The 18,464-nt window shown below is 66.4% G+C and carries 21 protein-coding genes and 1 pseudogene; 14 read left to right on the forward strand and 8 right to left on the reverse strand.

Annotated elements, in window-relative coordinates; all coding sequences use genetic code 11:
* Positions 1-57 precede the first annotated feature (57 nt).
* The gene (locus ARGLB_RS21160; RefSeq protein WP_003806172.1) at positions 58-1,074 is read right to left on the reverse strand and encodes a formylglycine-generating enzyme family protein; all 1,017 of its coding nucleotides are present in this window, start codon (positions 1,072-1,074) and stop codon (positions 58-60) included.
* Between the two features lie 657 nt (positions 1,075-1,731).
* Between ARGLB_RS21160 and ARGLB_RS21165 the strand changes: the two genes are divergently transcribed.
* Together ARGLB_RS21165 and ARGLB_RS21170 are read left to right on the forward strand one after the other, a co-directional pair.
* On the forward strand, positions 1,732-2,604 hold the full coding sequence (locus tag ARGLB_RS21165; RefSeq protein ID WP_003806173.1) for a bile acid:sodium symporter family protein: 873 nt from the start codon (positions 1,732-1,734) through the stop codon (positions 2,602-2,604).
* Between the two features lie 52 nt (positions 2,605-2,656).
* Complete coding sequence (locus ARGLB_RS21170; RefSeq protein ID WP_003806174.1) at positions 2,657-3,022, forward strand: DUF1622 domain-containing protein; 366 nt, start codon at positions 2,657-2,659, stop codon at positions 3,020-3,022.
* A 53-nt stretch (positions 3,023-3,075) separates the two neighbouring features.
* On the opposite strand, the gene ARGLB_RS21175 is transcribed toward ARGLB_RS21170, so the two are convergent.
* Positions 3,076-3,552, reverse strand: coding sequence for a hypothetical protein (locus tag ARGLB_RS21175; protein ID WP_003806176.1), 477 nt, complete (start codon positions 3,550-3,552; stop codon positions 3,076-3,078).
* Between the two features lie 167 nt (positions 3,553-3,719).
* Between ARGLB_RS21175 and ARGLB_RS21180 the strand changes: the two genes are divergently transcribed.
* The 3 genes from ARGLB_RS21180 (at position 3,720) to ARGLB_RS21190 (ending at position 6,646) form a co-directional block, all read left to right on the forward strand.
* Positions 3,720-5,087 (forward strand): DUF1254 domain-containing protein, encoded by a 1,368-nt coding sequence (locus ARGLB_RS21180; RefSeq protein WP_003806177.1) that lies wholly within the window; start codon positions 3,720-3,722, stop codon positions 5,085-5,087.
* A gap of 173 nt (positions 5,088-5,260) precedes the next feature.
* Positions 5,261-6,121, forward strand: a complete 861-nt coding sequence (locus ARGLB_RS21185; protein ID WP_003806178.1) for a hypothetical protein — start codon at positions 5,261-5,263, stop codon at positions 6,119-6,121.
* A 201-nt stretch (positions 6,122-6,322) separates the two neighbouring features.
* Positions 6,323-6,646, forward strand: a complete 324-nt coding sequence (locus tag ARGLB_RS21190) for a hypothetical protein (RefSeq protein ID WP_003806179.1) — start codon at positions 6,323-6,325, stop codon at positions 6,644-6,646.
* Positions 6,647-6,653: 7 nt separating this feature from the next.
* Here ARGLB_RS21190 and ARGLB_RS21195 read toward each other — a convergent pair whose 3' ends face one another.
* Both ARGLB_RS21195 and ARGLB_RS21200 read right to left on the reverse strand, forming a co-directional pair.
* On the reverse strand, positions 6,654-7,001 hold the full coding sequence (locus ARGLB_RS21195; RefSeq protein ID WP_003806180.1) for a DUF6176 family protein: 348 nt from the start codon (positions 6,999-7,001) through the stop codon (positions 6,654-6,656).
* Positions 7,002-7,124: 123 nt separating this feature from the next.
* Positions 7,125-8,162, reverse strand: coding sequence for a helix-turn-helix transcriptional regulator (locus tag ARGLB_RS21200; RefSeq protein WP_003806181.1), 1,038 nt, complete (start codon positions 8,160-8,162; stop codon positions 7,125-7,127).
* 120 nt (positions 8,163-8,282) lie between these two features.
* Between ARGLB_RS21200 and ARGLB_RS21205 the strand changes: the two genes are divergently transcribed.
* Positions 8,283-8,681: a DUF1304 domain-containing protein gene (locus tag ARGLB_RS21205; RefSeq protein WP_003806182.1), complete on the forward strand. Its 399-nt coding sequence runs from the start codon at positions 8,283-8,285 to the stop codon at positions 8,679-8,681.
* A 63-nt stretch (positions 8,682-8,744) separates the two neighbouring features.
* Here the strand turns inward: ARGLB_RS21205 and ARGLB_RS21210 are convergent, their stop codons facing one another.
* Positions 8,745-9,404, reverse strand: a complete 660-nt coding sequence (locus tag ARGLB_RS21210; RefSeq protein ID WP_003806183.1) for a response regulator — start codon at positions 9,402-9,404, stop codon at positions 8,745-8,747.
* A complete protein-coding gene (locus tag ARGLB_RS21215; RefSeq protein ID WP_003806184.1) occupies positions 9,401-10,702 on the reverse strand; it encodes a sensor histidine kinase in 1,302 nt (433 codons plus the stop codon). The genes ARGLB_RS21210 and ARGLB_RS21215 overlap by 4 nt, the downstream gene beginning before the upstream one ends.
* 176 nt (positions 10,703-10,878) lie before the next feature.
* On the opposite strand from ARGLB_RS21215, the gene ARGLB_RS21220 reads away from it, so the two are divergent.
* Both ARGLB_RS21220 and ARGLB_RS21225 read left to right on the forward strand, forming a co-directional pair.
* Positions 10,879-12,003: an ABC transporter permease gene (locus tag ARGLB_RS21220; RefSeq protein WP_003806185.1), complete on the forward strand. Its 1,125-nt coding sequence runs from the start codon at positions 10,879-10,881 to the stop codon at positions 12,001-12,003.
* A gap of 40 nt (positions 12,004-12,043) precedes the next feature.
* Positions 12,044-12,790 (forward strand): ABC transporter ATP-binding protein, encoded by a 747-nt coding sequence (locus ARGLB_RS21225; protein ID WP_003806188.1) that lies wholly within the window; start codon positions 12,044-12,046, stop codon positions 12,788-12,790.
* A gap of 58 nt (positions 12,791-12,848) precedes the next feature.
* Here the strand turns inward: ARGLB_RS21225 and ARGLB_RS21230 are convergent, their stop codons facing one another.
* The gene (locus ARGLB_RS21230; RefSeq protein ID WP_003806189.1) at positions 12,849-13,337 is read right to left on the reverse strand and encodes a winged helix-turn-helix transcriptional regulator; all 489 of its coding nucleotides are present in this window, start codon (positions 13,335-13,337) and stop codon (positions 12,849-12,851) included.
* 125 nt (positions 13,338-13,462) lie between these two features.
* On the opposite strand from ARGLB_RS21230, the gene ARGLB_RS21235 reads away from it, so the two are divergent.
* The 5 genes from ARGLB_RS21235 to ARGLB_RS21255 all read left to right on the forward strand — a co-directional run bounded on the left by ARGLB_RS21235 (position 13,463) and on the right by ARGLB_RS21255 (position 16,583).
* Positions 13,463-14,179 (forward strand): SDR family oxidoreductase, encoded by a 717-nt coding sequence (locus ARGLB_RS21235; protein WP_003806190.1) that lies wholly within the window; start codon positions 13,463-13,465, stop codon positions 14,177-14,179.
* A gap of 41 nt (positions 14,180-14,220) precedes the next feature.
* A complete protein-coding gene (locus ARGLB_RS21240) occupies positions 14,221-14,745 on the forward strand; it encodes a PaaI family thioesterase (RefSeq protein WP_003806191.1) in 525 nt (174 codons plus the stop codon).
* 50 nt (positions 14,746-14,795) lie between these two features.
* Positions 14,796-15,743, forward strand: coding sequence for an SLAC1 family transporter (locus ARGLB_RS21245; protein ID WP_003806192.1), 948 nt, complete (start codon positions 14,796-14,798; stop codon positions 15,741-15,743).
* A 116-nt stretch (positions 15,744-15,859) separates the two neighbouring features.
* A complete protein-coding gene (locus tag ARGLB_RS21250) occupies positions 15,860-16,183 on the forward strand; it encodes a hypothetical protein (protein ID WP_003806193.1) in 324 nt (107 codons plus the stop codon).
* 10 nt (positions 16,184-16,193) lie between these two features.
* On the forward strand, positions 16,194-16,583 hold the full coding sequence (locus ARGLB_RS21255) for a hypothetical protein (RefSeq protein ID WP_003806194.1): 390 nt from the start codon (positions 16,194-16,196) through the stop codon (positions 16,581-16,583).
* A gap of 37 nt (positions 16,584-16,620) precedes the next feature.
* Here the strand turns inward: ARGLB_RS21255 and ARGLB_RS21260 are convergent, their stop codons facing one another.
* Positions 16,621-18,036 (reverse strand): MFS transporter, encoded by a 1,416-nt coding sequence (locus tag ARGLB_RS21260; protein ID WP_003806195.1) that lies wholly within the window; start codon positions 18,034-18,036, stop codon positions 16,621-16,623.
* Positions 18,037-18,282: 246 nt separating this feature from the next.
* Between ARGLB_RS21260 and ARGLB_RS22965 the strand changes: the two are divergent.
* Positions 18,283-18,464 (forward strand): annotated as a pseudogene (locus tag ARGLB_RS22965) (transposase); the annotation flags it as partial.

Consider the following 18,464-nt stretch of genomic DNA (forward strand, 5'->3'; position numbering starts at 1 on the left):
CCAAAATCTTGTGCATGACTGATATTCCTTCCAGGCGGCTTCGCCGGTGAGGGACTTTCAAGTGCGGATGATGCAGCGGAAACCGAGGTGAGAGGTAGCGGTGTCGATAGCCTGAGGCATCCGTGCTGCCGGCCTATAGCGCTGGCAGTAGTTCGGCGCGCACAGGTGCGACCCGCCCTTCATCACCTTGCGGGGTATCCGCACCGGGTCGTGCGGATCGTTGCTGCGGTTCTGTTCCCCGCCCCGCGGATCTTTCACGGTGCAGCAGGAATGGGCGGTTTCAGCGTGAGCCTGGTACCAGTCGGAGGTCCATTCCCAGACGTTGCCGATCATGTCCGCCAGGCCGTAGCCATTGGCCGGGAAGGAGCCGACTGGTGCGGTCCCTGCGTACCCGTCTTGTTCGGTGTTCTGGATGGGGAACTCGCCTTGCCAGGTGTTGGCCATCCAGCGGCCGGAGGGGGTGAATTCGTCGCCCCAGGCATACGTAGCCCCGTCCAGGCCCCCGCGGGCGGCGAACTCCCATTCGGCCTCGGTGGGCAGCGACTTTCCCGCCCAGGCTGCGTAAGACTCGACGTCGGGCCAGGCGACGTGGACGACGGGGTGGTCCTGCCGGCCGTTCAGTGAACTGCCTGGCCCTTGCGGCTGTCGCCAGTTGGCTGCCGGTACGTAGGTCCACCAGTTGTACGGGTCACCCAGGTCTACCCGCTGGGTCGGTTGGCGAAACACCGACGAGGCGGGTACCAGAAGCTCTGGTTTTGCGTAGGGATAGTCGGCGGGGTCCGGCACCTGTTCGGCCAGGGTGACGTGTCCGGTTTCGGCGACGAACCGGGCGAACTCCCGGTTGGTGACTGTGTTCCGGTCCATCCAGAACCCGCTGACCGTTACGCGGTGGGCGGGGGCCTCCTCCGGATAGTGGCCATCGGAGCCCATCAGGAAGGTGCCGCCGGGCACCCAAAGCATATTCGGTGCGAGTGGTTGCAGTGCTGGGTTCGCTACCGATTCTGAACTCGCCCCGCGGCTGGACGCGGCCGGTGCATTTGCGGCGGCGGGTCTGATGCCTTCAGCAGGGTTCATGTGCTGCTACCTGCCTTGGCACGGCGCGGCCGCCGGCAGCACCAAGCCAACCAGTGGCCGCTGCGGTCAGCACGGCTAAAACCCGTCCCGCGACGTGGACGGAGAAGCCCGGGGCATCCAAGGGATGTTCCCGGGATCATTCGAATTGTTGCAGCGGACGGCCAACTTGTTGCAGCGGACAGCCAACGGCTCGTACGCGCCGTGGCAGAAGAGTTCGAGGCGGGGAAAAGTTTCGGTCATATCTGCTCCGCTCCGGGACTTCCTCAGTAGGAGATCCTGTGGCGACTCCGCCCCCCAGCGACAGATTGTGCGGTCAACGTAGCACAAGGATCCTTATCACGGTAGGGGGCAATACCCGCGACTTGGGTTACCCGGTTTCTGGCCTGCAGACATCTGTTCTCTGGGCAGGAGAGCGAATTGCCGGAGTCATTCCGGTGTGTAGCCGCTGGATGTAGCCATGAATCCGTTCACGGTCTACACTCGCGCTTATTCAGTCACGTCCGGAGGACCGCATAGGGTCTCCGGACATCGGCACCGTCCGTCGGTCCGGGACGGCGCCGGTTCCATCCCCTGCGACCGCGGTCATCGGGGTCACTCGTCCCGAAACAGGGCAGGAGCCAATTATGACTGCCGATCACCTCCACGCTGTGGGCTAGCATGGACCCCTCGCAAATATTAGTGCTTGCCTTCCAGACGAGCATCATGGTGACCGTTTTCGGTTTCGGCCTGCGGGCCACCGTTGCAGATGTCCTCTTCGTCGTCCGCCGTCCGCGGGTGCTGGTGATTTCTTTGGTGTCAATGTTCATCGTGATGCCCTTCATCGCCCTGGTCCTGGCCATGGTCATCTCGCCCCCGCAAGTCGCGCTGGTGGCGCTGGTGGCTCTGTCGCTCTCACCGGTTCCGCCGACCCTGCTGGGCAAAGAACACGACGGCGACGGGCGGGACTCCTACGGACTCGGACTCACCGCGGCCGTCTCTGTCCTGTCGATCGTGCTCGTCCCGGCATTGGTGGCGTTCCTGGGGAATCTTACGGACCAGCCGTTCAACATCAGCTTTACCGCAGTCGCCGGCCAGGTTCTGGTGGCCGTGGTGCTGCCCCTGCTAGCGGGGATGCTGGTGCGCGCGTTCCTGCCCCGGCTCGCTATCAGCGTGGGAAAGCCGCTCGCGTTAGTGGCGAATGTCGTGCTGCTTGCCGCGGTGGCGATCCTGATCGTCGCGGCATTCCCCCAACTCAGGGATGTTTTCACCCTCAACACGGTCGCGGCCTTTGTTGCCTTTACTGCCCTCGGACTGGTCTTTGGCCACATCATGGCCGGCCCGGCCCCGGGCGATTCGCAGGTCCTGGCCCTGGCCAGCGCACTACGGCACCCGGGCATCGCCCTGGCGATCACCACCGCAAACTTCCCATCGTTGCAGTTCGGGGCCGTCATCATCCTGTATCTGCTGATCGGCGCGATCGTGTGCATCCCCTACGTGAAGTGGGTGCAGAAGCGCGCCACCGCCCTGCAGGCCACAAGCCACCGGGACTGATCCTGCCGGCGGCTCTGCCGGGCGGCCCCTGAGAGAAGGGAACATCAAGCCAATGGACAATGAATCGATCATGGATAGCGTTGGCAAAGCCATGGACGCCGCCGGAGTTCTGGCAATAGTCATCGGAGCCATCGTGGCGACGCTTCTGGCAGCCGTGGCTTTGCTGCGCGGCCGGAAAGGCACCACCTACGATACCTACCGGCAGCGTCTGGGCCGTTCGATCCTCCTTGGACTGGAGCTCCTGGTGGCCGCCGACATCATCCGCACCGTTGCTGTGACCCCGACGTTTGAATCACTGGGCGTCCTCGCACTCATCGTCCTGATCCGCACCTTCCTCAGTTTCACCCTGGAACTTGAAATGACCGGACGCTGGCCCTGGCAAAACCCTGAAACAGACGTCCCCGCCGAAGGCCGATGAATTCGCCGGCGTCTGCAGGAATTGTGAAACCATACGGTCCTCGTTTGGTGCGGTCAGCCTGCTCTCAGCGCAAAGAAAGTAACGGCTACAGCGGCAATGAAGGCCAGCGAACCCGTGATAATCATGTTCCCGAACCGCCGGTATCTCCGGATCACGTCTGCTTTGGCTTTATCGTCCGGGGCGGCTTCCTCCGCCGCCGCGACTGCGGCCTGAAGCATGGGATTCAAGGCCTGAATTCCGACAAACCAGGCAAACAGAAAAACATAAAAGATGACCACGACGAACACCGGGAAGGAAGGGGTGTTCGTGGCGAGCACGATCAGGGTCAGCAACTCAGCGGCAATGAAACCCATGATCACGACAGTTACCGCGACAATCCCGCGCCTCCCGGACAGCCCAATGAACTGAATCTTCAGGTTCCGCCTGCTGACGGGATCCAGGAAATGGCTGGTGAGCGCAAAGGCGACAAAGATGGACGGCAGGACCGTAGCGGCAGCCTGAAAGAACTGCAGCCTGATTTCAAGATTCATCAGCACCCCCGACGGGCAATGGCCAGGTCTTCGCGGAGAAGGTCATGCAAGACTACGCCCGGGCGAGGTCCCGAAACAGTGCAGCCTTTGCCCAGTCCACTCCCTGCGCGTACGTCCCGCCGGTCAGGCAGCCAGCTTCATCCTGTTAGTACAAAGAGGTGCAAGTCATGAATACCACGCAACCATCAGCACCGTCGGCCCAGGCCGAGGTTAGTCCCGCCGAGGCACGCACCATCGCCAGGGAAGCTTATATTTACGGGTTCCCGATGGGGGACGGCTACCGCATCATGCACGCCTATTTCGTCGACAGCGGGAGCCCGGAATTCAAGGCACCCTGGAACCAGCTCAAGAACATACCGCGGGTGTACACGCCGGAGGACACGGCGGTACAGACGCCGAACTCGGACACGCCCTACTCGATGCTTGGTCTGGACTTACGCGCCGAACCACTGGTGCTCAGCGTGCCGAAGATTGAGCAGGAACGCTATTTCAGCATCCAGCTGATCGACCTGTATACACACAACTTCGCCTACATTGGCACCCGCGCCACTAGCAACGGCGGCGGCGATTTCCTGATCGCGGGACCGGGTTGGGCGGGCGAAACCCCCGGCGGCATCACCGCGGTGTTCCACGTGGAAACCGAGCTTGCGCTCGCTATTTACCGCACCCAGCTGTTTAACCCGGACGACCTTGTCAACGTCAAGCAGGTCCAGAGCGGCTACAACGCCCGGCCGCTCTCCGCGTTCCTTGGCCAGACCTCGACTCCGGCCGCGCTTCCCATCGATTTCCTCGAACCGCTCACGGCCGAGGAGGAGAAGACTTCACTGGAGGCGTTCAACCTTTTGAGCTTCCTCCTGCAATTTTCTCCAACGCACCCGTCAGAAGTGGAACTGAGGTCGCGCTTCGCCCGGATCGGCATCGCCCCCGGCCGGAGCACTGACTTCAACACGTTGGACCCCGACGTCAGGGAAGGACTTGAGCAAGGCATCCAGGACGCCTGGCAGGACTTCGCCGAACTGAAGAATCAGGTGGACGCGGGAGAAGTCACCTCAGGACAGCTGTTCGGCAGCCGGGAGTACCTGCACAACAACTATCTTTACCGCATGGCAGCCGCGAAGCTGGGCATCTTTGGCAATTCAAAAGCGGAAGCAATGTACCCGATTTACGGCACCGACGCTGAAGGCCAGCCGCTGGACGGCGCCAACCGCTACGCCCTGCGTTTCGCCCCCGGCGGGCTGCCGCCGGTCAACGCGTTCTGGTCAGTGACGATGTACGAGCTGCCACAAAGCCTGCTCGTAGCCAATCAGCTGGACCGCTACCTGATCAACTCCGCCATGCTGCCCCAGCTGGCGCAGGATCCCGACGGTGGCCTGACCCTGATAATTCAACATGGTTCCCCGGGCCCGGACCACGAAGCCAACTGGCTGCCCGCCCCCACCGGGCCATTCATGATGGCCATGCGCCTCTACTGGCCGAAAGACGAAGCGCTCACCGGCCAGTGGACCGCCCCACCACTGCAGCGCGCCGGGCCCTAGCGGCGCCGGCCGGGAGTGGGCCTCCGCAGCTCGCACATCAGCCCCTCGGACAGAGCCCCGGACGAAGCCGTGGCCGGAGGCAGCTCCAGCCCGGTCGCAGGCCCTCTGCCGACCCGCCAGCCCGGTCCTCCCCGGTCCCGCGGATCGGTCAGACCTGAACAGGAAGGAGTGTTGTGACGCAGACAACAGATGCCGGGGGCAGAACGAAGCCCCGCCTGCTAGACGTCATCGCGTCCATCGGGCCGCCGATCGCCGTCATCAGCGCGGTCCTGGCCTATTTCGGCTGGTCTCAAGCCACTGCCCTGGCCAAGTACATGGGCTTGAACGTGGCCCTGTTCAGCTTTACCGACCAGGACTATATCCGGTTCAGCGTGGGCAACCTGTTCACCCCTCTGACATGCCTTTTCGCCGTAGGCATCTGCGTGATGGGGCTAGACAGGTGGCTGCGCCGCCGCATCGAGACCGGCAACGGCCCTACCGTGCGCCGTGCAGCCGGCGCCGTTGCCGTCGTCGGCGTCCTGGTAGCCGGCATCGCGCTGCTGGTGGTGGTGCTCCAGCCCGGCCGGACCGTCCTGTATGCCCCCTACGTGATCGCCGCCGGCGTGCTGCTCGCCGCGTGCGCAATGAGGCTGCACTGGCTTGCCCATCCAGGCAAGCCAGAGGCTCTGTCAATTGGACATCGCGTAGGCCAAGGCGCGCTCTTGACCGGGCTGGTAACACTGCTGCTGCTTTGGGGCGCGGGCGACCACGCCGACGCTGTCGGCCGGCGAGCTGCCCTGGATATCGAGCAAAACCTCGCTGCTCTCCCGCGCGTGGAACTGTACAGCTTCAAGCCTCTGGCAATCGGTGCGCCGGCCGTTACCGAAGCCAAGCTTGGCACTGACGCCGCGCCGGTCTACCGCTACGACGGGCTGCGCCTCCTGGATGTCAGCGGCGGGCGCCTGTTCTTCCTGCCCAACGGGTGGACAGTTCAGAACGGGACCGTTGTGGTGCTGCCAGATAACGACACGGTGCGGGTCGAATACGGACACTGAGGGTACATCTGCCGCCAATACTCATTGGAGTCGATCCAATCCTTGGCCCGGTCCGTCCGATACGGCCGGGCCGACCAAGCAAGCGCCGTAAGCGGGAGGGCCTAGATGCCCCGGAAGCGGGGCGTCACCCTCGCGGCCCAACAGCCGGCTGGGCCTGCGCGCGGAGCAGCGGACTCCCTTACTGCGCGGGATAATGGAAGCATGACCGATCGGGATCACGACGAGGATCTGTGGCAGGAGTTTGACCGGCTCCCGCCCGCAGGGCCCGACCGCGTTCAGGGACTGCCTGGCGGACTGCCGCAGGGGTTTGGCTTTCGCACGGGCGTGCGCAGCGCAAAGGTGGCCCTCGGGTTCGCGGTCTACGCCCTGATCCTGGGAAGCGTGCTGGTCCTCACCGGAGCCGTCGTGTTCATCGCCCAGGGGCACTGGCTGATGCTCGGGCTGATGGTGCTGATCGAGGTGGTCTTCCTTCTTGCGTTCCGCCGTCTGGTGCGGCTGGCCCGCATCCGGCGCCTGGGGCCCTAAGCGTCGGTTAGCCCTCGTCGTTGTGATAGTCGACGGCGACGATCGCCGGCGGGGGTGCCTGCAGCATTTCCGGTGTCAGTCCATGGAGCTCCATAATTTGGTCCCGAAACCACACGTCATAGGGATCGTCCGACTGGGCGAGCACTTGGAAGGCCCTGGCGAGATCCTTGGCCTCTTGAAAGATGCAGGCGACGTCACCCGCCGGGGTTTGCATCAGTGATACAACTTCCCGGACTATTCCCATGCGCTTGCGCTGCCGGTCATAGTCCTCCCCCGTCTTTGTGCCCTGGGCGAATGCCTTCCAGGCCTCCAGCTTGCCGGGCAGAACCGGGGCAGACCAAACGATGCACTCCATGGCGGTCTCCTTCGGTGCCGTAAGTTACGGCCCGATCCTATTTCTTCCGGGGGACGCGGTAAATGGTGTTTGCCCTTCTCGGGTTTCGACAGGCTCAACCACCGACGGCTCAACCACAAAAGGCTAAACCAGCAGCTTCGCCACCAATTCCCCGCGGCTGCCGACGCCCACTTTTCCGTAGAGAGCCTTCAGGTGGTCGTGCACCGTGTGCGGGGAGATGAACAGATTCCGGGCGATGTCCGCCGTCGGACTCCCGGAGAGGACCTCCAGGCAGACATCCCGCTCCCGGGCCGAGACCCCGTAGGCCGCCAGCAGGAGGCTGACCACGTCGTGCGAGCCGGCCGGCTCCACGGTGACCACCATCTGCTCCGGATCGTCGCCCGCGATCAGACGGCTGGCCTGCAGCACCACCCAGTTTCCGGTGGCGTCACGCATCCTGGCCCGGGCCGTGCCGGAGACGGAGGCGTGGGCCTGTGCCACCACGGAATACAGCACCATGGTGAAACCGCCCGGCGCCGCATCCTCCACCTCCGCCAGCCACAGGACCGCAGCGGGGGTGGCCGCCCGCAGCTCGCCATGGATCCCGGCGATCACGATCACCGGGCCACCCGCCGCCGGGCGAGCCCCGCGCTGCACCCGCACCGCCACCCGGGTGGCAGCAGCCAACGTGGCGGTGACGGCATCCAGGAATTCCACCTCACGGTCCGAGAAGTCCTGCCCGGCCTGCCGGAAGATGCTTCCCACACCCCAGCACGCCTCGTCCACCCGGAACGCCGCGCGCAGCTCATGATGCAAACCCTGGGGAGCCAGCAGGTCGTTGATCCGGACGCTGCGGACCACGTCCCGGTGCGGGGCGTCAGAAATCCTGGCCACGGGCCGCGGCCGCCGCAGCAGCTCCCTGAACGTGTTCGGCTCGGCACCGGTGTACTCGGTCTCGGCGAAGCGGGCGGCATACTCGTCCGTCACCGGCCACGGCCGCCAATTGGTCACGGACGTCATCCCCAGCGTGTCCGGGTCGACGCCGGCCCAGCAGCCCTGATCGAACGGCACCGACCGCCGTACCACCGCCAGCGCCGCGGCGTACAGCTCAGCCAGGTCCAGTCCGCCGCCGGCCAGGTCCGCGATCTCGCGGCGGGCACGCTCGGCGCGTTCCTCCCACATACGTCCAGTATCCGGCCGGTAGGCCGGACCGCAATCCCCCAAACCGGGGATTGAGGAAGTCTCCCGGAACCCCTGGTGAGGGGATCGCGGCGGCGCGCGCCGCCGTCGTACTCTTCCCCCATGAACGCCGTATCCCAGCTCTTCGCGGTGCTGGCCGCCCTGATCTACATCGTGGTGTTCCCGCTGGAAAGCTTCTTCCTGCGGCACCCGGCGGCGCAGAAATTCCTCAGCACCCCCGCGCAGAACGTGCCCGCCGTGATGATGTGGGCCATCCCCACCGGGTTCCGCAACCTCCTGATCGGGCTGGGGAACATCGCCGGCGTGGTCGCAGTGAACACGGGCCACGTGGTGGTGGGCTACACCCTGGTGGTGTACTGCTGCGCCAACATGGTGCTCAGCGGCGCCACCATGGGGCTGGCGGACTGGCTGGGCCACTACCCGAGGAAGGGTGACAGCATCCCCGGCACGCTCGGTTCGACCGTCCCTCCGCTGATAGCCCTGGTGGCGCTGCCGTTCTGAACGGGCTGGCTTTCTGAACGGGCTGGCACCGCGGCCAGGTTCCGGCAGGCTCAACCACCGACGTCACCGCGAACCCCGTCCCCGGATGATCCGCCGCTCCGCTGCCACGGCGATCGCTGCCGTGCGGTTGTCCACGCCGAGCTTCTCGTAGATGTGCACCAGGTGGGTTTTCACCGTGGCCTCCGAAATGAACATCTCCTTGGCGATGGCACGGTTGGACAGCCCCGTGGCCAGCCGCTCGAGCAGCTGCACCTCCCGCGGCGTGAGAGCGGGGGCGGGGCTACTGATCCGGCCCATCAGCAGCGCGGCGACCCTCGGGGCGAGGGCCGTCTGCCCGGCCGCGGCGGCGATCACCGCCTGCCGGATCTGCTCCGGCGGCGCGTCCTTCAGCATGTAGCCGCTGGCACCGGCCTCAACGGCAGCGAGGATGTCGGCGTCCGTGTCGTAGGTGGTCAGAATGAGCACCGGCGGCGCCTTATCGAGCAGCCGGATCCTCGACGTCGCCGTCACGCCGTCCATGCCGGCGCCCATCTGCAGGTCCATGAGCACCACGTCCACCCGCTCGCCGTGGGCGTGCAGGCGCGCGAGCTCCTTCAGCGCCGCCTCGCCGTGGGCTGCCTCGGCCGCCACCGAGATCCCGTCGAACTCCGTGAGCATCGCCCGCAGGCCGGCGCGGACCACGGGGTGGTCGTCCACCAGCAGCACCCGGATATCGCCCGTCATGCCGGCTTCTCCGAACCGGTCCCAGCAGGATCCAGCGGCAGCCGGACTGCCACGACTGTTCCCTCACCCGGCGCCGACTCCAAGTCGAGCGAGCCGCCCAGCATGGCCACGCGTTCCCGCAGCGAGCGCAGCCCGAATCCGCGCCCGTCCGGCCGCCCCTCCGGCCGGCTGCCTGTCCTCCCGTCCTGCGCTGGCTGCTTTTCCGTTGGGTCGAAGCCGACACCATCGTCAAAGATGTCCAGCGTGACTTCGTTACCCAGGAACGCCAGGGTGACCACGGCGGTACCCGCGTGGGCGTGCTCCCTCACGTTGGCCAGGCTCGCCTGCGCCGCCCGCAGCAGCGTCACCGTGTACGGCTGCGGCAGCTCCGCCGGGACGTCCTCCACCTGCAGCCGGCACCGCAGTCCCGATCCCCGGGCGGCGGCGAGCGCCTCGGTTTCGCTGCAGAGCCGGCGCAGTGCCTCCACCAAGGAGGATTCCTGCAGCTGCGGTGAGGCGAGGCCGCGGACGAAGTGGCGCGCCTCCGCCAGGTTCTCCGCAGCGGTCTGCTGCACCAAAGCCAGCCGGTCCCCGGCTGCGGGAGTGTCGCCGTCGCGCAGTGACTTCTCGGCGGCGCGGGCCACCAGCAGGATGCTGGACAACCCCTGCGCCAGGGTGTCATGGATCTCCCGGGCGAGCCGTTCACGCTCAGCCAGCACACCGGCGTCGTGCTGGGTTTTGGCCAGGTCCGCGCGGGTGCGCCGCAGCTCATCGGCGACGCGGCGCTGGTTCTCCGCGTCCCGGTACAGCGCCCGGTACGCCAGCCCTGTCACCACGGAGAAGGCCGCACCGACCACCGGCCCCAGCACCATGGCCACGTGCGGGGCGGCCTGGCCGCTCGCCGCCCACTGGGATGCAATCACCGCCGCCGTCAGCAGCGCGATGGTCACCAGTGCAACAGGCCGCGGCAGAACGTGCAGGTGCAGGAAGAACAGCGGGAACGCGAGCCAGGAGAAGTCAGCGCTGCCGGCCAGCAGCACCACCCACAGCACCGTGACGATCCCCAGCCACAGCACCGCGTACCGACGGGGGTCGAAGCCGGACCTGCCAGCGGCGAAGCGCTTCTCCAGCAGGGTGCCGGCCAGGTAAACCCCCGCCAGCGCCGCGGCGGCTGCCACCCACCCGTACCGGCTGCCGCCGGGACCGCCGCCGCCCGCCAGGAGCCCCAGGGTGGCCACCCCGAGCAGGACGGCGAAGCCGACGTGGAGGGTCACCCGCAGGAAGAGCAGGATCGCGGTACCGGACGGCGGGGCAGACATTGTTTCAGCATATGCCGCGGCCTACCGGGCCGGATCAACCGATCGGTTGACTCCGGAATCAACCGCCCGTCACGCGCGGATCATCCTTCTCCCCCATGCCGGCGGCTTGCCCCCACCGGAGAGTGGAAGCAGCAGCCTCTTCGCCCCGCTGCCGCCCACCGAAAGAAAGAGTCACCGTGTTCCTCGCTCTCCGCGACATCCGCTTTGCCAAGGGCCGTTTCGCCCTCATGGGCGGCGTCGTCGCCCTGATTACGCTGCTCCTGGTCATGCTCTCCGGGCTCACTGCCGGGCTGGGCGACCAGTCGACGTCGGCCATCGCCAAACTGGGCACCGGCACCGGCGGCGCATCCAAGCCGGTGGACACCATCGTTTTCGGCGCCCCCGGCGCCGGCGAACCCAAGGCGTCCTACACCGAGAGCGCGGTCACCGCGGCGCAGCTGGACGTGTGGAAGCGCGTCCCCGGCGTGGACGCCGCCGGGGCGGTCGGGATCAGCCAGGCCCGTCTGCAGGCCGGCGGCTCCGGGTCCGCCGCGGGCGGCACCGCGAACGTTGCGGTGTTCGGCGTAGCGGCCGACGGCGGGCTGGCGCCGGCCGCCGTCGCGCCCGGCACCGTGGTGGTCGGCAGTACCGTGGCCCGGGACCTTGAACTCACAGTGGGCGACACGGCCAGCGTCGGCGGCAGCGATCTGACCGTCAGCGGCGTGGTTGAGGACCAGTGGTATTCCCACACCAGCGTGGTGTGGACGGCCCTTCCCGACTGGTCCCGTCTGGCGCACATTACGGATCCGCAGCAGCTGGGCACGGTCCTCGCCGTCAGCTACCGGGACGGCAGCAGCGTCGACGAGTCCGCGGCGAACGCCGCAGCCCGCACGGTCACCGCATCACGCACGGACTCCTTCCAGGCGCTGGGCTCCTTCAAGAGCGAGAACGGCTCACTGATGCTGATGCAGGCCTTCCTATACGGCATCTCCGCGCTGGTGATCGTGGCCTTCCTGACCGTCTGGACCGTCCAGCGCACCCGCGACGTCGCGGTCCTGAAGGCCCTGGGCGGCTCCGTTTCCTACGTCCTGCGGGACGCCCTCACGCAGGCGGCCATCGTCCTGCTGGCCGGCGCCGGCGCCGGCGGCGCACTCGGCATCCTGGGCGGTTCCTTCGCAGCCCAGGCCGCGCCGTTCCTGCTGACTCCCGCCACGACACTGCTCCCGGTGCTCGGAATTATCGTCCTCGGCCTGGCCGGCGCCGCACTGGCCGTCCGGCGCGTCACCAAGGTGGACGCGCTGATCGCCCTCGGCGGCAACTAGCACTCCTGACCAGCCCAAACTCGACAAAGGAAACCACAGCATGTCCTCCACGTTCCCCGCCCTGCCGGCCGCCGTCGTCGTACCTTCCGCTTCCCGTCCCCTCCCCCTGAACCTGGCCAGCGTCACACTTGAGTACCCCGACGGCGACGGCACGGTCAGAGCCCTGGACTCCGTCAGCCTCGCTGTGCAGGCCGGCCAGATGGTCTCGCTGGTGGGACCGTCCGGGTCCGGCAAGTCGAGCCTGCTGGCCGTCGCCGCCACACTGACCCGTCCCACGGACGGGCTCGTGGCCATCGGCGGCACCGACGTTGCCGGTTTGCCGGACAGGGAACGAACGGCGCTGCGCCGCGACAGGGTGGGCATCATCTTCCAGCAGCCCAACCTGCTCGCGTCCCTGACCGCCGCCGAGCAGCTCATCATCGGTGACCACCTGCGCCGGAAGCCCCTCAAGGCCGCACGCCGGAAAGCGGCCGAGCTGCTCGACGTCGTCGGGCTCGCCGCGAGCGCGGACAAGCGCCCGCACCAGCTGTCCGGCGGCCAGCGCCAGCGCGTCAACATCGCGCGCGCCCTGATGGGCGACCCCAGTGTGCTGCTGGTGGATGAGCCGACGGCGGCCCTGGACCACGAGCGCAGCGAATCGGTCGTCCGGCTGCTGCGCAGGGTCACGGACCAGTTCCGGGTGGCGACGGTCATGGTCACCCACGACACCGAGTTCGTGCCCCTCACCGACGCCGTCGCCACGATGCGGGACGGCAGGCTGAGTGCTCCTGTGGTGCCGGTGGGGTGAGCGGGCTGCGGCGGTCGACGGCGGGACGTAACGCCGTCGTCCGCTGTCTGTTCTCTGGTTACTGGGCGGCGGACGCCGGGTCCGTGCCGGCCGTTGACACAAGCGGTCCCAGCATCAAACTTCCCGGCTTGAACTCCTCACCGCATTCCGCGCACAAGACCAGCGGTTTCAGGTCAGCCCCGCAACTGTGCTTGTAGGAGGCACGGGGCGTCTCGTCGCGCATCCATGTACTGCTCCACGCCGCGAGTGAAATGAGAATGGGCGCGACTTCGGCTCCGGAAGTTGTGAGGTGGTATTCGTAGCGCGCGGGGCGTTCGGAGTACTGGACGCGCTCGATCACGCCGCGGCTTTCGAGTGTGCGGAGCCGGCCCGTCAGGATGTCGCGGGACGCGCCTGTATTGCGCGCGATCTGATCGAACCGGTGAACACCCAACGACATTTCGCGAAGCGCCAGCAGCGCCCACCGCTCCCCCAACACGTCCAGGCCCGCCGCGATGAAACACGCCCTCGGCGCATCTAGTGCCTTATCCGTCGGCCGATCCATCATTCACCTGCTTTCGCTGCTCTTCCCCAAGTATACAGGTCAGTTGGAAAATCCAACCGACTCAGCTAATCTGATGCTCTGAGGCCGCGACAACCGCGTCGCCGCCCGATCCGACATCAGGAGAATCCATGCCACTGCTATCTGGCGCCGTAGTCCTCGTCACCGGCGCGAACGGAGGACTGGGCCGCGAGCTCGTGGAACAGGCCCTCGCCCGGGGTGCTGCGAAGGTGTACGCGACAGCCCGCCGCCCGCAAGAGTGGAACGACTCCCGGATCGTCCCCCTCGCCCTCGACATCACCAACCCAGACTCGATTCGGGCCGCCGCTGCCCAGGCCCAGGACGTCACCGTGCTGATCAATAACGCCGGCACGAGCGTCGAATCGGACGCTTTCCTGTCGCTCTCCGACGATCAGTTGCGTGAGGTCATGGAGACCAACTTCTTCGGACCGGTCGCCCTGACCACGGCATTCGCACCGGTACTCGCCGCCAGCGGGACATCAGCGGTCCTCAACATCCACTCGGTGCTCAGCTGGATCGCGCTCACCGGCGCCTACAGCGCATCCAAGGCCGCGCTGTGGTCGGCCACCAACTCCTTCCGCGTGGAACTGGCCCCGCAGGGCACACAGGTCACGGGTGTGCACGTCGGCTACATGGACACCGCCATGGCCAAGGGCGTCGATGCCCCGAAGGCCTCCCCCAAGGAAGTGGCACGGAAGTCGTTCGACGGCCTCGAGCAGGGTGATTACGAGGTCATCGTGGACGACATCAGCGCCGGCGTGAAGCTCGGCCTGTCCGGCCCGATCGCGGATCTGTACCCGGCCCTGGCATCCAATGCCCGGGCATGACGGCGACGAACCCTTGCAGAGAGCCTGAGGAGGAAACACCGGTGTCAACCAACGCCTCGGCGGAACGCTCGGAAACCTTTACCTGGATGGATCCGGCAATCGCGCTCGAACAGCTGCCACGGCTGTCGGGGCTGGACTACTTTTCCGGCCTCCGCGACGGCAGCATCCCGCCCCCGCCGATCGCTTCCCTGATGAATTTCGATCTCGTCGATGCGAAATACGGACACGTCGAGTTCCAGTGCTCGCCGGGAGAAGCCCACTACAACCCCCTCGGAATGGTGCACGGCGGCCTGGCCTGCACACTCCTCGACACGGTACTCGGCTGCGCAGCACATACCACCTTGGAAGCAGGGGTCGGATACACCTCCATCGACCTGGCGGTCAGGTACCTGCGGCCCATCACGCTCCGGACGGGCGCTCTTCGCGCGGAGGGGTCCGTCGTGAAAGCCGGCCCGCGCGTGGTTTTCACCGAAGGCCGCCTGAGCACCGCCAGCGGAGAACTCCTCGCCACCGCGACGAGCACGCTGCTCATCTTCACCCACCAACAGAGCGGACCGACAACATGACTGACACCGCCACCCCTGTTGCCTTGCCGCCTGCCGCCTAGGACCGCACCTTGCCCCCGGCCGCACCTTCGGGAATGCCGGCGCTGAGCCGCTTCGGCGTTCCCCTGGGGCTGGCCGGCCTTGGCGGCGGCTGGTCCGCCGCGAGGAGCACACTCGGATCCCCGGCGTGGCCGGAGGAGATCCTGTACGGAGCGGCCGGCTCTCTGTGGCTGATCATGACGGCCGTCTACGTGTTCCGGGGCCTTCGCCGGAAAGGAGCATTCCGGGCCGACCTGCGACACGAACTGGCAGGGCCCTTCGCGTCCTTCATCCCGTTAGTGGGGATCCTGCTTTCGGCGCACTACAGCCAGTACCTGCCGCCATGGGGCGCCTGGCTGTGCATGGCTTTCATTGCCGCCCTTGCTCTCGTCGCCGCGCAGCTCCTCGCCCACTGGGTCACCGGCGGCGTGTCCATGCAGTCCATTCATCCCGGCTACCTGCTGCCCGTCGTGGCCGGCTCTTTTGTTGCCAGCATCGGATTCTCAAGCATCCACGCCCACGATGCGGCCATCGCCGCGTTCGGCATTGGCGCGTTCTTCTGGCTGGTCGTAGGAACCGTCGTCACCGTCCGCCTGATGACCGGCGGCGAGCTGCCAGCAGCCGCCAAGACCGGACTGTCCGCCTATCTGGCTGCGCCCGCAACGGCCAACATCGCCTGGATGGTGTCACATCCAGGACCCCTGGGGGCAGTCCAGCTGGGTCTGACAGGCGTGCTGCTGATCATGGTGCTGCTGCAGGTCATGCTCCTTCCCGAGTACCGCAAGCTTCCCTTCACGCAAATGTTTTGGGTGTTCACGTTTCCCGTCGGTGCAACCACGAACTATGCCATTCGCTGGCTTGCGGCGACCGACCTCCCCGGCCGGGAAATTTACGCCTGGACGGTTCTCGGCCTCGCCACAGCCTTCACCCTGGCCGTTGCCGCCCGCACCGCCACAACGGCCATAGCCGGCCCGAAGTAGCTGCTCGACGGGCACCGGGAGACAAGAGTCCTCATTGCGCCCACCCTCCGCATCGCCGACGGCGGCCCGCACTCCACGCCAGCAGGCGCCACCGGCGGCGCGCGGATAATGGAGGCATGACCGAAAGGGAACACGACTGGGATCTGTGGCAGGAGTTCGACCGGCTCCCGCCCGCAGGTCCTGACCGCGTCGCGGGACTGCCCGGCGGACAGCCAGAGGGCTTTGGCTTCCGCACCGGCGTACGCAGCGTGCGGGTGGCCTTCGGGTTCGCGGTATATGCCCTGATCCTGGGGAGCATATTGGTCCTCACCGGTGCCGTGGTGTTCATCGCCCAGGGGCACTGGCTGATGCTCGGGCTGATGGTGCTGGTCGAGGTGGTCTTCATCCTTGCGTTCAGCCGGCTGGCGCGGCTGGCCCGCATCCGGCGTCTGGGGCACTAAAGGGCCTGCCATGGACGACTTCATCGCCTATCTGGACACATCCGAGGTCCAGGCCGGGAAGCTTGAGGAGCTCAAGGTGGCCATGGCTGATCTGGCCGCGTTCGTAGAGCTGAATGAGCCGCGGATCCTCGCCTACCGCGTCTATTTCTCCGCGGATGGCTCGACGATGAGCGTCTTGCACTTTCATCCGGACGTGGCGTCACTGGAGTTTCACATGCAGGTGGCAGGGCCCAAATTCCCTCCCATTGCCCCGTTCGTCAAGATGCGGTCCATCGAAGTGTTTGGCCGCCCGACCGAGGATCTCGTCTCACAGCTTCAGGCCAAGGCGAGGCTCCTCGGCGACGCCACGGTCGTTATACGGGACTTCCACGCCGGGTTCGACCGCCTGCCGGGTGACTAGATCGACGGGGCAAACGGTACCTGCCACCGTCGTTTCCCTACGCCGCCTTCCGCTCCCGCCACATCAACGACACCACGAACGTCACGGCGCATAGGCCCAGCATCACCAGCACCATCCGGCCCCAGTTCTCCTGGGTGACGCCCGTGCCGTAGAAGATGCCGATCATCACCGTGGCGCTGATGGCGCCGACGTACCGGCAGGTCTGGAAAATCCCGGCGGCCACTCCCCTGTCCTCCGGCGCGGCCGAGAGGTACAGCCCCTGGTTGGAGGCGATGCTGACCGACCCGTACGGCACGCCCATCAGGGCCGTCAGCACCAGCACCAGCAGGACGGCGAATGACGCCGTCAGCAGCCACAGTGCCGCTGCCGCCACGGTCAAAAGTACGACGCCGGCAATCAGCACCCGCCGCACACCGAACCGGTCGATCGCCCGCACGGCGAGCGGCGTGACGACGACGGACATCGCCGCCAGCGGCAGCATCAGCACTCCCACCACACCCGGGTTGTAGCCCGCAGCCTCCTGCAGCAGCTGCGGCAGGCCGAAGAACGCGAAGTAGTAGACGCCGCTGAACACCGTGAAGCCCAGATAGACCATCAGCAGAGGGCGGTTCCTGCCGAGCAGCCGCAGGTCCAGGAACGGGCGGTCGAAGCGCAGCTCACGCCAGGCAAACAGCACTGCGAGCACCATGGCTCCTCCCAGCAGCCACCAGCGGGACCCGGGCAGTGCATTCAGCAGGCCCATGAGCAGCAGCACCATACCGCCCGTGAACGCGAGGATGCCGGGGATGTCGGAATCGCGCAGCAGGGTGGCGATTTTTCCCTGTTCCCTGCGCTCGTCCGGTGGGGCGGCCTTCCGCACGATGAGCAGTGCGGCCAGTGCGAGCGGGACGTTGATTAGGAACAGCGCCTGCCAGCCGACCAGGCTCACCAGCAGCCCGCCCACCACAGGGCCCACCGCCGCCCCGGAGGTGTTGGCCATCTGGATGCGGCCCAGCGGCCTTGTTGAAGTCGTGTCGGCCAGTTTGGCGAGGGTGCCGACCATGACGACGGCGCTCGGGTACGCCGTCGCCGTCCCCAATGCCATGAGCGCGCGGGCGACGCAGACGAACACGAAGTTGGGTGAGAAGGGCGCCAGCGCGCAGGACACCGCAACCAGCCCCATGCCGAGCATGAAGAGTTTCCGCGGCCCGAACCGGTCGGCCAGCCGCCCCATCAGGGGCTGGCCCGCTGCCGAGGTGATGTAGAAAGCGGTGATCACCCAGGTGACTGTGGCGACGTCGAGCCGGAAGTCCTCGCGCAGCACCACCAGGGCGACGGCGATCATCGACGAGTTCAGCGGGTTCAGCGACGTGCCCAGGCTGAGGCCTGCCACGGCAAGGCCGGTGCGCTGGCGGGTCTGACTACCGGTGCGGGGAGAGTTGCTCACGGCAACAGTCTTTCGCACTGGCCACATCTACTGCGAACTCATTGCCGAGACGCTGCTGTAGGCCGCTCTGCGCTTCTACCCTGGGTCTCACATCGCGCCCAAGCAGGTAACACGAATACCCCCGTGCTGAGATCACCGATACCGCGAGTTCTTTCAGCGGCTCCAGTGGGGCCCTGTTCAGACCGGTAACCATGATTTGGGGACGGATCTATTCGTCCAAGTCCGCTCGGCGAACCTCGTCGATCTCGGAACTGTGATCGGCGTCCAAGTTGAAAAGGATCAACCGGGGGCCGACCCCCGGCCTTCGACAAAGAGGACTACAAAGGTCGCAACGTCGTCGAACGCAACTTCAACATCTTCAAACAGTGGCGAGCCCTGGCGACCCGCTACGACAAACTCGCCCTTACCTACCGCGGCGGAGCGGTCCTTCAGGCAATGAGCATCTGGTTGACGGC

The organism is Arthrobacter globiformis NBRC 12137, from assembly GCF_000238915.1.
GTDB lineage: Bacteria > Actinomycetota > Actinomycetes > Actinomycetales > Micrococcaceae > Arthrobacter > Arthrobacter globiformis.